General features: G+C 66.0%; 7 protein-coding genes. 5 read left to right on the top strand and 2 right to left on the bottom strand.

Annotated elements, in window-relative coordinates; genetic code table 11:
* Positions 1-5: 5 nt before the first annotated feature.
* Entirely contained in the window at positions 6-1,922 is a 1,917-nt protein-coding gene (locus ABQ137_RS11315) for an ABC-F family ATP-binding cassette domain-containing protein (RefSeq protein ID WP_349782513.1), read from the bottom strand.
* A gap of 177 nt (positions 1,923-2,099) precedes the next feature.
* Here ABQ137_RS11315 and ABQ137_RS11310 point away from each other — a divergent pair, with 177 nt between their 5' ends.
* The 4 genes from ABQ137_RS11310 to ABQ137_RS11295 all read left to right on the top strand — a co-directional run bounded on the left by ABQ137_RS11310 (position 2,100) and on the right by ABQ137_RS11295 (position 10,522).
* Complete coding sequence (locus ABQ137_RS11310) at positions 2,100-4,484, top strand: TonB-dependent receptor plug domain-containing protein (RefSeq protein ID WP_349782511.1); 2,385 nt, start codon at positions 2,100-2,102, stop codon at positions 4,482-4,484.
* Between the two features lie 238 nt (positions 4,485-4,722).
* Complete coding sequence (locus tag ABQ137_RS11305; RefSeq protein ID WP_039512313.1) at positions 4,723-5,148, top strand: VOC family protein; 426 nt, start codon at positions 4,723-4,725, stop codon at positions 5,146-5,148.
* A 273-nt stretch (positions 5,149-5,421) separates the two neighbouring features.
* A complete protein-coding gene (locus ABQ137_RS11300) occupies positions 5,422-7,809 on the top strand; it encodes a TonB-dependent receptor plug domain-containing protein (RefSeq protein ID WP_024940250.1) in 2,388 nt (795 codons plus the stop codon).
* A gap of 313 nt (positions 7,810-8,122) precedes the next feature.
* Positions 8,123-10,522, top strand: a complete 2,400-nt coding sequence (locus tag ABQ137_RS11295; protein WP_184379023.1) for a TonB-dependent receptor plug domain-containing protein — start codon at positions 8,123-8,125, stop codon at positions 10,520-10,522.
* A gap of 197 nt (positions 10,523-10,719) precedes the next feature.
* Here the strand turns inward: ABQ137_RS11295 and ABQ137_RS11290 are convergent, their stop codons facing one another.
* Positions 10,720-11,913 (bottom strand): cytochrome P450, encoded by a 1,194-nt coding sequence (locus ABQ137_RS11290; RefSeq protein WP_349782508.1) that lies wholly within the window; start codon positions 11,911-11,913, stop codon positions 10,720-10,722.
* 445 nt (positions 11,914-12,358) lie between these two features.
* Here ABQ137_RS11290 and ybaL point away from each other — a divergent pair, with 445 nt between their 5' ends.
* Positions 12,359-14,056, top strand: a complete 1,698-nt coding sequence (gene ybaL, locus ABQ137_RS11285; RefSeq protein ID WP_024940253.1) for a YbaL family putative K(+) efflux transporter — start codon at positions 12,359-12,361, stop codon at positions 14,054-14,056.
* The last annotated feature ends 100 nt before the right edge of the window (positions 14,057-14,156 follow it).

Here is a 14,156-nt window from a genome sequence, read left to right as displayed (position 1 = left end):
GCGCGCTACGCGCCTTCGATCAACTCCATCCAAGCCGCCTCGGCGGCGGCCAGCTGCTGCGCCGTCGCTTCGCGGTCGCGGCCCAGCACCGCCATCTTGTCACTGTCGGCATAGTTGCCGGGGTTGGCCAGTTCGCGGTCCAGTGCCGCCAGCGCCGCTTCCAGTTCGCCGACGCGCTTTTCCGCGCTGGCCAGCTTGTGCGGGTTGACGGCTTTCTTCGGCGGCAGCGGCTTGGTCGGCGGCGGCGGGGTCGGCGCCACTTCGGCCATCTTCTGCTTGGTGCCCTGGGCGGCCGGGCGGCTGCGCAGCCAGGCGGCGTATTCGTCCAGATCGCCAGCGAACGGCTCGACCACGCCATCGGCCACGCGCCAGAAACTGTCGCAGACCAGACCGATCAGATGGCGGTCATGCGAGACCATCACGATGGCGCCTTCGAAGTCGCTCAGCGCTTCGGCCAGTGCCTCGCGCATCTCCAAGTCCAGATGGTTGGTCGGTTCGTCCAGCAGCAGCACGTTGGGCTGCTGCCAGGCGATCAGCGCCAGCGCCAGACGCGCGCGCTCGCCGCCGGAGAACCCATCCACCACTTCGAAGGCGCGGTCGCCGGCGAAATTCCATTTACCCAGGAAATCGCGGAACGCCTGATTGGAGCCATCCGGCGACAGCTCGCGGAAGTGATCCATCGGCGACTGGCCCTCGTGCAGCGATTCAACCGTGTGCTGGGCGAAGTAGCCGATCCGCAGATCCGGATGCGCACTGCGCTCGCCCGACAGCGGCTGCAGCTCGCCCACCAGCGTCTTGACCAGCGTTGACTTACCCGCACCATTCGGCCCCAGCAAACCAATCCGGTCACCCGCCTCCAATCCGAATCCGACATCGTGCAACACGGTAATCGCATCGCTGGACCCACGCTTTTGCGATTCCCCATTCCCGATTCCCGAATCCCGCGGCGCAGCCGCATACCCGCAAGCAGCGTGATTCAGCCGGATCAACGAAAACGGCAAGCGATTGGGCTGGGCGAACTGGATGCGGAATTCGCGCTCGGCGCGTACCGCCTCGGTGCCGGCCATCTTGGCCAGCCGCTTCATGCGGCTCTGCGCCTGGGTGGCCTTGCTGGCCTGCGCCTTGAAGCGGTCGATGAAGCTCTGCAGATGCGCGCGCTCGGCCTGTTCCTTGTCGTGGGCGATCTGCTGCTGACGCAGGTGCTCGATGCGCTGGCGCTCGAAATCGGTATAGCCGCCGACGTACAGCTTGGCGGTGCCGCCGTGCAGATGCAGCGTATGCGTGGCCACGTTGTCGAGGAACTCGCGGTCATGCGAAATCAGCAGCAAGGTGCCCGGGTACTTGAGCAGCCATTGCTCCAGCCACAGCACCGCATCCATGTCCAGGTGGTTGGTCGGTTCGTCCAGCAGCAGCAGGTCGCTGGGCATCATCAGCGCGCGCGCCAGATTCAGGCGCACCCGCCAGCCGCCGGAGAACGAGGACACCGCGCGGTGATGGGTGTCGGCCGGGAAGCCCAGGCCGTGCAGCAACTTGCCGGCACGCGCCTCGGCATCGTAGGCGCCCAGCTCGGCCATCTTCTGGTGCGCGTTGGCGACCGCTTCCCAGTCCTCGCGCGCGGTGGCTGCGGCCTCTTCCTGCAGGATCGCCGAGACCTCGATGTCGCCGCCGAGCACGAACGACAGCGCCGGATCGGGCAGCGACGGGGTTTCCTGCGAGACGCTGGCGGTGCGCACCTTGCCGGGCAGGTCGACATCGCCCTTGTCCGCTTCCAGTTCGCCCTTGACCGCGGCGAACAGGCTCGACTTGCCGGTGCCATTGCGGCCCACCACACCGACGCGGTAGCCGGCATGCATGGTCAGGTCGACGTTGGACAACAGCAGACGCTCGCCGCGTCGCATGGAGAAGTTGCGCAGGGAAATCATTGATGGACAGTCCGATAGAACGAAAAGGAATGAGCAGATGAGCAGCACTCCTGCGACGCCATTCTAGCGTTAACGAATAATTAGCGCCTTCGGGCTGGCCGTCGTTCCCTTCGCATCGCCGCGACCAGACCCCGCCCAGCCTTGCTGGTCCTGCCTGGCCCCCCGTTCGGAGTTGTCATGAATTACCCGTTGTCCACGCTCGCAACCGCCGTCGTTGCGGCGCTGCTCGCCTCCCCCGCCTTCGCCCAGACCGCCACCCCGGCCAGCGCGCCCGCCAATACGCTCGATACCGTCATCGTCACCGGCACCCGCGTCTCCGACCGTACCGTGGCCGAGTCGCAGTCGCCGATCGACATCATCAGCGCCGAGTCGCTGCAGGCCACCGGCACCTCGGAGCTGGCCACCGCGCTGGCCCGCGCGCTGCCGTCGCTGAACTTCCCGCGCCCGGCCCTGAGCGACGGCACCAGCGCGATCCGCCCCGCGCAGCTGCGCGGCTTGTCGCCGGACCAGGTGCTGGTGCTGGTCAACGGCAAGCGCCGCCACACCTCCTCGCTGCTCAACCTCAACGGCACCATCGGCCGTGGCGCCGCGGCAGTGGACCTGAACACCATTCCGGTGGCGGCGATCGCGCGCGTGGAAGTGCTGCGCGACGGCGCCTCGGCGCAGTACGGCTCCGATGCCATCGCCGGCGTGGTCAACATCGTGCTCAAGGGCGCGGAGAAGGGCGGCAGCCTGCAGGCCGGCTTCGGCCAGTATTCGGCCGGCGACGGCAGCAACTACGAGCTGTCCGGCGACACCGGCGTGGCCTACGGCAACGAGCGCGGCTGGCTGCACGTGGCCGCCCAGCTCAACCAGCAGGACCCCACCGACCGCGCGCGCGGCTATGCCGGCGCACCCAGCGCCTCGCAGCCGGCCGTGGGCCAGAAGGCGTTCAAGATCGGCGACCCGGACGTCAACGCGCAGGCGGTGTCGGCCAATACCGAGTTCGCCTTCAGCGACAGCATCACCGGCTACGCCTTCGCCACCGCCAGCAACCGCGACATCACCTCGTTCGCGTTCTTCCGCGCGCCGGGCAGCAGCCAGAACATCCTGTCGGTGTATCCGCAGGGCTTCCTGCCGGAAATCCAGACCTACGCCAAGGACCGCTCGCTGGTGACCGGCGTGCGCGGTTCCACCGCCAGTGGCTGGGACTGGGATGCCAGCTACAACTACGGCTACAACAAGATCGATTTCCACACCCGCAACACCCTCAACGTCAGCCTGGGGCCGAGCTCGCCGACCTCCTTCTACGATGGCGCGCTGGAGACCACGCAGAACATCGTCAACCTGGACGTCAAGCGCGGCTTCGACTGGGGCCTGGCGTATCCGGTGACGGTGGCCTTCGGTGCCGAATACCGCAACGAGAAGTGGAACCAGTCGCCGGGCGAAGTGGGCTCGTATTTCCAGGCCGGCACACTGGCCGGTGGCGCGCAGGGCTTTGGCGGATTCGCGCCCAGCGTGTCCGGGCGATACTCGCGTGACAGCTACGCGCTGTATGCGGACCTGGAAGCCGATTTCACCGACAAGTTCTCCGCCGGCCTGGCCGGGCGCTACGAAGACTTCAACGACTTCGGCAGCCAGGCATCGGGCAAGTTGTCCGGGCGCTATGCGTTCACCGACAAGATCGCGCTGCGCGGCACGGTGGCGTCGGGCTTCCGCGCGCCATCGCTGGCGCAGCAGTATTTCCAGTCCACCAGCACCACCTTCCTGGCCGGCAATCCAAATCCGTTCGAGATCCGCACCTTCCCGGCCGACAGCAACGTGGCGCGCGCGCTGGGCGCAGAGCCGCTGGATGCCGAGACCTCGCTGTCCTACAGCCTGGGCCTGGTGCTGCAGCCGACCGATGCGCTCTACCTCACCGTGGATGCGTACCAGATCGATGTGGACGACCGCATCGTGCTGTCGTCCAACCTCACCGGCACCGGCGTGCGTAACCTGCTCGAAGCGCAGGGCATCTTCGGCATCAACGGCGGGCGCTACTTCACCAATGCGGTGGACACGCGTACGCGCGGCGTGGACGTGGTCGGCAGCTACCGCTGGCAGCTCGCCGCCAGCAGCGTGGACCTGACCGCCGGCTACAACTATTCGGAAACCGAAGTGCGCAGCGTCGCCGCCAACCCGGCTGCGTTGTCGGCCAACGGGCTGAGCCTGGAGCGCATCGACCGCACCGAACGCGGTCGCATCGAGGAAGGCTTCCCGCGCGACAAGTTCCTGGTCAACGGTAGCTGGAACCTGGAGCACTGGACGCTGGCATTGGGTGCCACGCGCTATGGCAAGTACAGCACGCGTCCGGCCGCGGCGACCAACGACCAGACCTTCGGCGCCAAGTGGGTGGTGGATGCCTCGGCCAGCTACAAGATCGATCGCTGGACGCTGACCCTGGGTGCGGACAACCTGCTGGACGAGTACCCGGACGAGAACAACTTTGCCAACTCCACCAGCGGGCAGTTCCCGTACAGCAATCTGTCACCGTTTGGCTTCAACGGTGCCTACGTGTACGGCCGCATCAACTATCGCTGGTAATCAAGACAGCGCTCCACACTGCTGCGGTGTTGCCACGCGTTGGTTGCTGACGCGCGCAGCACGGTCGCATCCTGACGCCTGACCACACGCCCCGGCCTGCCCGGGGCGTGTGCGTTTTTGCCCGTTGTCCGTGCGGCGTTTGATGCAGCCATCCAGGCGCGGGCATCGATGCGCCGTGAAGAGTTGCCGGCGGCCGCGGTGGTATCAACACCGCTTCCATCCTGCCGGAGCACCCACCATGGACGCAGCGCAGCTCTCACGTGGCCGCCTGATCGATCACCTGCATCTGGTCGTCCACGACCTGGCGGCGAGCCGACGTTTCTACCAGGCGGTGCTCGATGTGCTGGGCATTCCGATCGGTGGCGAAGGCGAGGGATTCTTCTGGGCCGACGAGCTGTTTGTGTCCGATCGCGACACGATGGCGCAAGGCGAACTCACCGGCCGCCACCATCTGGCCTTCCAGGCGCACGACGTGGCCATGGTGCATGCATTCCATCAGACCGCCCTCGCCCACGGCGGCCGCGACAACGGCGCGCCGGGCGTGCGCCCGTATCACCCCAGCTACTACGCTGCGTTCGTGCTCGACCCGGATGGCAACAACATCGAAGCGGTGTTCCATGGTCCTGCGCAACGCAGTGCCGATGCGGTGCAGATCACGTTCTGATGCAGAAGTTTCATATCTGGTATCGATGTCCATGATGGTGCAGGCAAACGGCTGATACCGCAGGTCTGGTGCAAACCACGCATCACTTTGGTGCACGATGACAACGATGGCAGTAGCACGTCATACATGACAGTTACTTGCGCAACGTAACCAAAATTTGACATGCGGTTACACGTGGTTAATGGTTGGGAACGCACCGCAGCTGCCGCAACGGACGCGGCCCGGGAGGGGGCCCCTGCGATGCATCCGTTCCCCACTCGGAGTTGTCACCGCATGAATTGCAAGACCAGTCCACTCGCAGTTGCCGTTGTTCTTGCACTGTCGTTTTCCGCTTCAAACGCGTCCGCGCAGTCACAGGCTCCCACCCAGAAAACGCTCGATACCTTGATCGTGACCGGCACGCGCGTGGCCGATCGCACCGTGGCCGAATCGGCATCGCCGATCGACATCATCTCGCCACAGGCACTGGAATCGACCGGCACCACCGAGCTGGCTACCGCGCTGTCACGCGCGATCCCCTCGTTGAATTTCCCGCGCCCGGCCATCTCCGACGGCTCGGACGCAGTGCGCCCGGCGCAGCTACGCGGCCTGTCGCCCGACCAGGTGCTGGTGCTGGTCAACGGCAAGCGCTATCACAGCACCGCGTTGATCAATCTCAACGACACCCAGGGCCGTGGTTCGTCGCCGGCCGATCTCAACACCATTCCGATCGCCGCAGTGGAGCGCATCGAAGTGCTGCGTGACGGTGCATCGGCGCAATACGGTTCGGATGCGATTGCCGGCGTGATCAACATCGTGCTCAAGGGCAGCGGCGAAGGCGGCAGCGTCAATGGCCGCTACGGCAAGTACAGCGCAGGCGATGGCGAGCAGTATCAGCTGTCCGGCGATGCCGGCTTCAGCTTTGCCGGCACCGGCAAGGTGCATCTGGCCGCACAGGCCGGGCATTCGGATCAGACCAACCGCGCACTGCCATTCCAGGGCCGCGTGGAGCAGCGTTACGGCGATCCGGACATCGACCAGGGCGCCATCTCCTTCAATGGCGAATACAGCCCCACCGACTACCTGACCTTCTACTCGTTCGGCATGGTCAGCCGCCGCGAAGTGCTCTCCAACGGCTACTTCCGCTTTGCCGGCGACAACCGCAACCGCCCGGAAATCTATCCGGACGGCTTCCTGCCGCAGATCTACAACGTCAGCAAGGACGTGTCGTGGGTGGGCGGTTTGAAGACCTCCACCGAAGGCGGCTTGAACATCGACCTGAGCTACAACTACGGCCAGAACAATCTCACCTTCGATGTGCGCAACAGCTTGAACAACAGCCTGGGCCTGGCCAGCCCGACCGACTTCCATGCCGGTACGCTGGAAGTGACCCAGAACGTGCTCAACGCCGACTTCACCAAGACGCTCGACTGGGGCCTGGCGTATCCGGTCACGCTGGCCTTCGGTGCGGAATGGCGCGGCGAGAAGTTCAACCAGTCGCCCGGCGATGCGGCATCCTCGGCCAATGGCGGCATTCCCTCTGCGGCAGGCACACTGATCCCGGGCGCACAGGTGTTTCCCGGCTTCAAACTCTCCGACGCCGGCTACTACAACCGCAACAGCCATTCGGCGTACGTCGACCTGGAAGCGGATCTGACCGAAAAGCTTTCGGCGGGTCTGGCCGGGCGCTACGAGAAGTACAGCGACTTCGGCGATACCGCCACCGGCAAGCTGTCGTTGCGTTACGCATTCACCGACAAGGTGGCCGTCCGCGCCACCGCCTCCACCGGGTTCCGTGCGCCGTCGTTGCAGCAGCAGAACTTCCAGTCGATCGCTACCCAGTTCCTCAACGTGGCCCAGCCCAATGGCACGGTCACTGCGATCCCGTTCGAGATCGGCACCTTCCGTACCGACAACCCGGCCGCGATCGCACTCGGCGCCGAGCCGTTGAAGGCCGAGGAATCCAAGAACTACGGTCTTGGCGTGGTGCTGCAGCCGATCGAAAACCTGTACATCACGGTCGATGCCTACCGCATCGATATCGATGACCGCATCGTGCTGTCGGAAAACCTCACCTCCAATGCGGCGCGCAATTATCTGCAGGCCAATGGCTTCCCGGGCATCGGTGGCGGGCGCTACTTCACCAACGCGGTGGATACCAAGACCCAGGGCGTGGATGCGGTCGGCACCTATCGCTGGAACCTGGACGGCGGCAGCGCGGAGCTGACCTCCGGCTACAACTACAACAAGACCGAAGTGGAACGGGTCGCCGACAACCCGGCAGCGCTGGAAGCGATCGATCCGGGTGCGGTGCGCATCGGCCGCGCCGAACTCGGTCGCATCACCGAAGGCACGCCGCGCGACAAGTTCTTCCTGGGCGGCACTTGGTCGCCGGGCAACTGGTCGTTCACCGGCACCGCCACGCGCTGGGGCGAGTTCAGCACCTTCGGCACCAACGCCGGCAGCGACCAGACCTATGCGGCCAAGTGGACGCTGGACCTGGCCGCCTCCTACAAGTTGAACGACTGGAACTTCACCATCGGCGGCGACAACGTGCTCAACGAGTATCCCGACCGCCAGGAAGCCGGCCTGGGCACGCGCACCTACCTGCCCTACAGCAGCGCCTCGCCGTTCGGTTTCAACGGTGCGCTGGTGTACGCCAACGTGAGCTACAAGTGGTAAATCGCCGCGTGCCGGTCGGCAGCGACCGGCATGTCGATCGCCTCGTCCCGCCTCGCTGAGACGGGGCAGCACGCCCCGCAGCATCGCTCGCCCTTTCCGATTTTCGCGAAAGGGCGAGTTCCCCCCTCTTTCGCAAGGATGCGCCACGCAGCAGACGCTGCGTCGCAGTCTGCTGTCTTGCTGTGCACGTCGCCTTGCCAGCGCACACGCGCTGCGCGCAGGCAACCCGGATCACGCAGTCCGCCGTCGTCTTCCCCCGGCAATGCGCGCAGCGCATCGCTGCGTCCACCATCCCCTTTGAGTCTTCATTCCCATGCACACCTCCAACGCACTCTCGCTTGCGATCTCGGTCGCACTCACCGTCTGTACGTTCGCCGCCAGTGCGCAATCGCAGCCTGCCCAGCCGCAGAAGACCTTGGACACCCTGATCGTCACCGGTACCCGCGTCAGCGACCGCACGGTGGCCGAATCCGAATCGCCGATCGACATCATCACCGAGCAGTCGCTGCAGGCCACCGGCGCCACCGACATCGCCACCGCGCTGGGCAAGCTGCTGCCGTCGCTGAACTTCCCGCGCCCGGCGATCTCCGACGGCAACGATGCCGCGCGCCCGGCCACGCTGCGCGGCCTGTCGCCGGATGCGGTGCTGGTGCTGGTGGACGGCAAGCGCTATCACACCTCCTCGCTGATCAACTACAACCCGTACGTCGGCCGCGGCTCGGCGCCGGCCGACCTGAACTCGCTGCCGATGTCGGCCATCGCACGCATCGAAGTGCTGCGCGACGGCGCCTCGGCCCAGTACGGCTCCGATGCGATCGCCGGCGTGGTCAATATCGTGCTCAAGCATGGCGCCGATGCCGGCAGCAACAGCGTGTCGGTCAATGGCGGCATCATGGACAAGGGCGATGGCGAGCAGAACGGCATCGACGGCTCGGTCGGCCTGCCGTTCGGCGGCAGCGGCGGCGACACCGCACCGGGCTGGGTGCGGCTGTCGTGGAACTACCAGAACACCATGAGCACCAACCGCGGCGAGAACACCAACCGCGCCACAACCGTGCCGGGCACGCCCAATCCGGGCGGTGTGCCCTACCAGCGCCACGGCGACCCGGCCTCCACGTTCTATCAGGGTCTGGCTGCATTCGGCTACGCGTTCTCGCCCAACCTGGAACTGTACGGCCATCTCAGCATGAGCCGTCGCGAGGTCACCTCCAACGGCTATTACCGCGCCGCCGACAACACCGCGCGCAACGTGCAGGCGATCTACCCGAACGGCTTCCTGCCGCAGATCTACAACCCCACCAACGACCGCTCGGCGGTGCTGGGTTTGAAGGGCAGCACCGAGAGCGAATGGAACTGGGACGTGTCGGCCACTTACGGCAAGAACGACATGACCTTCAACATCCTCAACAGCATCAACACCAATCTGTACTACACCACCGGCAGCTCGCCGACCAACTTCAATTCCGGTGGCTTCGAAACCGAACAGGGCACGATCAACCTGGACATCAACAAGTCCTTCGACTGGGGCCTGGCGTATCCGGTCAATGTGGCCTTCGGTGCCGAGCATCGCCAGGACCGCTACCAGATCACCGCCGGCTCGCCGGAGTCGTACTTCTTCGATCCCAACACCATCAATCCCGACGACGGCGCGCCGTATCCGGGCGGCGCGCAGGTATTCTCCGGCCTGGAGCCGACAGTGGCCGGCAAGTTCGGACGCCACAGCAATGCGGTCTACGCCAACCTGGAAGCGGACATCACCGACAAGCTGTCCGGCGGCATCGCCGGGCGTTATGAAAACTATAGCGACGCCGGCTCCACGCGTTCGGGCAAGCTGTCGGCACGCTACGCCTTCAGCGACACCTTCTCGCTGCGCGGCACCATCTCCAACGGCTTCCGCGCACCGTCGCTGGCCCAGCAGAACTACGCCTCGGTGGTGACGCTGATCCAGAACGGCGAGCTGGTGCAGGTCGGTACCTACCGCACCTCCGACCCGGTCGCGGTGGCGCTGGGCGCCGGCCCGCTGAGCCCGGAGAAATCCACCAACTACGGCCTGGGCGCTGTGTGGCAGCCGACCGCCAGCTTCACTTCCAGCCTGGACGTCTACCAGATCCGCATCTGGGACCAGATCCTGTATTCGGACCAGCTGCAGCTGGCGCAGCCGATCGGCCAGGTGGCCGCGGTGCAGTTCTTCGTCAACGGCGCCACCAGCCGCACCCGTGGCGTGGACTGGATCAACAGCTATCTCGCCGACCTGGGCAGCTACGGCAAGCTCAATCTCAGTGCCAGCGCCAACTACAACAAGACCACGATCCTGGAACTGTCCAACCCCAACTTCGGGCGCGCCAGCCAGGGCCTGCTCACCGACGCCACCCCGCGCACCAAGTACATGGCGGCGGCGGACTGGACGCTGGGCGGCTTTGCGCTGAACTTCAACGCCACCCGCTACGGATCGATCAAGCGCATCAGCGACCCGGCCGATGGCAGCCAGGACCAGACCTACGACGCGCGTTGGTTGTTGAACCTGGCCGCCAGCCAGACCTGGAACGCGTTCACCTTCACCGTGGGCGCGGACAACCTCACCAACCAGTATCCGACCAAGGCGCAGCTGACCACCGCCTACGACGACCGCGCCGGCGGCCTGCAGTATTCGTCGCTGTCGCCGTTCGGCTTCAACGGCCGCTACTGGTACGGGCGGGTCACCTACCGGTTCTGACCGGCGGGTTTCGAGCGGATCTGACGATCCGTACATGCGTCCACGCAAACACCGTCGAGTGATCGGCGGTGTTTGTCGTTGTGGGCTTCGATTCGCCAGCAGCGGCCGTGCGTCATCTGCCGCGGTGATTGCCAGCGCTATGACTGCCGCAACACTGCGTGCCGGCCTGGCGCCTCACTGCGCCGCCTGGCCGTAGCTCACCAGGAGGCGAGCAGCGCGTCCACACCACGCAGGTTGGCGCGATCGTTCCAGCTCAGCGTGTCCAGCTGCTCCAGCCGAAGCGCCGGCAGACGCGCCAGCAGGCAGGCCAGCGCGGCTTCCATTTCGATCAGCGCCAGCCGATTGCCCAGGCAGTGGTGAATGCCGCCACCGAACGACAGCGCGCGACCCTGCTGGCGGCGGATATCCAGCAGCTGCGGGTCGGTGAACTGCAGCGTGTCGTGATTGGCCGCGCCCAGCATCAGATACAGCATGGCGCCCTGGGGAACCGCCACGCCCTCGATCTCGACATCCTGCAACGCCGTGCGCGTGGCGATCTGCACCGAGCTGTCGTAGCGCATGCATTCGAGCACTGCATTGGGCAGCAGGCTCGGGGTTTCCTGCAGCAGGCGCAATTGCTGTGGATGCCGATGCAGCGCGACCAGCGCATTGCAGATCATGTTGGAGGTGGTCTCGTGGCCGGCAAAGAACAGCAGGATCACGTTGGAGACGATCTCCTCGTCGCTCAGGCGGCGGCCGTTGTCCTCGGCCTGGATAAAACGCGCGATCAGATCATCGCCACCAGCGCTGCGACGTTGCGCGATCACGCCGTGGAAATATGTCGCCAGCCGGTCGTACGCAACGCTGGTGGCCTGCAGTTCTTCCGCCGTCATCATCGGATCGAAGACTTTTGCCAGCGCGCTGGTCGCGTGGCTCAACGCGGTGACATCGGCGGCATCGATATCCAGCATCCGGCAGATGATGGCGATCGGCAGCGGGAACGCGAACTCGGTCAGCAGATCGCAGTGGCCGTTTGCCTGAAAGGCATCGATCAACCCGGCAGCAGTATCGCTGGCCACTTCACGCATGGATTCCATCTGCCGCGCACCGAAGGCCTGTGTCATCAGTCCGCGCAACTGGGTGTGCAGCGGCGGGTTGAGCAGCAGGAACATGCGGCTCATGCCCTGAAACAGCGGCAGGTGCACCGCCGCCTCGCCGTAGCGCAGACGAATGCTTTGCAAATAGTCGCGGCCGACCCGGCGGTCGCTGAGCAGGCGATCGACCACGGCATAGCGGCCGGACATCAGCCGCCCGTCTGCCACCTGCACCAACGCGCCTTCGGCGCGCAGGCGCGCGTAGGTCGGATAGGGATCGTGCCGGAACTGGGGTGTTGCCAAATCGCTGAGATGCATGGCCTGGCTCGTGTGGCGTCACCCGCAACGGGGCGATGCGTGCGTGGGCCTGCCGAACGACGCAGGCGCTCCACTGGGAGCCCGGATTGTCGGCCGGCGCCGCGCTGCGACCTTGCGCAGGGGCGAAGCGGTGTCGTCAATGTTGAATCGGCGTGCCGGACTTGCGCCCTGCGTCGCAGCTCGCACGCGCAGGCGCGGGCCACGGCGGTTTACGCGCGGCGTCTGACGCATGGATCGGCCTGCGTGCATGCGCTGCGTGTCGCATCGCGTTAATCAAGCGCTGTGTACTATGGGCGTCCGGCCAACCGGACCAGCAACGCGGTCCCGGTTCCCCCGCGCCGGACCCCAGCCATGACCACGCAATGCCCGCAGGCGACGCCCGGCGCAGTGCCGTCGGCTGGTCGCGCCCGCGACGCTCTCTCGGACACTCTCACAACGGATTGGAATGCATCACGACACCAGCCTCATCGACATCATCGCCGTCGGCCTCGCGGTCGCTTTCGTGCTGGGCACGCTCGCACAGAAAGTGAAACTCTCGCCGCTGGTCGGCTATCTGCTGGCCGGCGTCTGCGTCGGGCCGTTCACGCCCGGCTTCGTGGCCGACCAGACCATGGCCAACCAGCTGTCCGAGCTGGGCGTGATGCTGCTGATGTTCGGCGTGGGCCTGCACTTCTCGCTCGACGATCTGATGGAAGTGAAATGGATCGCGATTCCGGGCGCGTTGGCGCAGATCGTGGTCGCCACGCTGCTTGGCTGGGCGCTGGCCTGGAGCATGGGCTGGCCGCTGATGCATGGGCTGGTGTTCGGTCTGGCGCTGTCGGTGGCCAGTACCGTGGTGCTGCTGCGTGCACTGGAGGAACGCCGCCTGCTGGAAACCCAGCGCGGCCGCATCGCGGTGGGCTGGCTGATCGTCGAAGACCTGGTGATGGTGATCGCGCTGGTGATGTTGCCGGCCCTGGCCGAGGTGCTGGGTACCGCCGCGCCGGCCACGGCGCATGCCGGCGAATCCACCTCGCTGCTGGCCGCGCTGGGCCTGACGCTGTTCAAGATGGTGGCGTTCGTGGCGGTGATGCTGGTGGTCGGGCGGCGGGTGATTCCGTGGTCGCTGGAAAAGGTCGCCGCCACCGGCTCGCGCGAGCTGTTCACCCTGGCCGTGCTCGGCATCGCGCTGGGCGTGGCGTTCCTGTCGGCCACGCTGTTCGGCGTGTCGTTCGCGCTGGGCGCGTTCTTCGCCGGCATGTTGCTGAAGGAATCCGAGCTCAGCCACAAGGCCGCCAGCGATTCGCTGCCGTTGCGCGATGCGTTCGCGGTGCTGTTCTTCGTCTCGGTGGGCATGCTGTTCGACCCGATGATCCTGGTCGAGCACCCGTGGCAGGTACTGGCCACGTTCCTGACCGTGACCCTGGGCAAGTCGCTGGCCGCATTTGTGATCGTGCGTGCATTCGGCCACCCCACCGGCACCGCGTTGACCATTTCCACCAGCCTGGCGCAGATCGGCGAGTTCTCCTTCATCCTGGCCGGGCTGGGCGTGCAGCTGGCGATCCTGCCGGAAACCGGGCGCGACCTGATCCTGGCCGGCGCGCTGCTGTCGATCATCGCCAACCCGTTCCTGTTCTCGTGGCTGGACCGCTGGCAGGCCAGGCAGGCGCAGGACGCTCCGGCCGCGGTGGAGCCGGAACTGCCGCCCGGCCCGCCGCTGCCGCTGGACGGCCATGCCATCGTGATCGGCTATGGCCGCGTCGGCAGCGCGCTGGCGCAGTTGCTGCGTAGCCGCGGCGTGCCGGTGCTGGTGATCGACGACAACAGCGATCATGTGGCCAAGGCGCATGCGGCCGGCATTCCCGGTATCCGCGGCAGTGCGGCGGCCGACCGCGTGCTGGCCGAAGCCCGCCCGGAGCACGCCAAGATCGCGATCCTGGCGATCCCGCAGCCGCTAGAAGCCGGCGAGGCGCTGGCCAAGCTGCGCGCGATCAACCCCTCGCTGACGCTGCTGGCGCGCGCGCACAGCGACACCGAGGTCAAGCACCTGCTCGAACACGGCGCCGACGGCGCGGTGCTGGCCGAACGCGAGCTGGCCTATTCGCTGGCCGAGATGGTGATGTCCACCCCGCCGTATCGGGCATTGCGCGTACCGGCGTCGTAACCGCAAGGCGGGGCGACGCAGCGCTGCACGACACGAAAACCCGCCGGCGGCGCCTGCGGGTTTTTTTTTGTTGCCTGCAGGTGGTTCAGTGCGAAACGGC

Origin of the sequence: Xanthomonas sp. WHRI 8393 (assembly GCF_040203315.1) — a bacterium.
Classification (GTDB): Bacteria; Pseudomonadota; Gammaproteobacteria; order Xanthomonadales; family Xanthomonadaceae; genus Xanthomonas; species Xanthomonas arboricola.
This window is presented reverse-complemented; position numbering and strand designations above follow the sequence as displayed.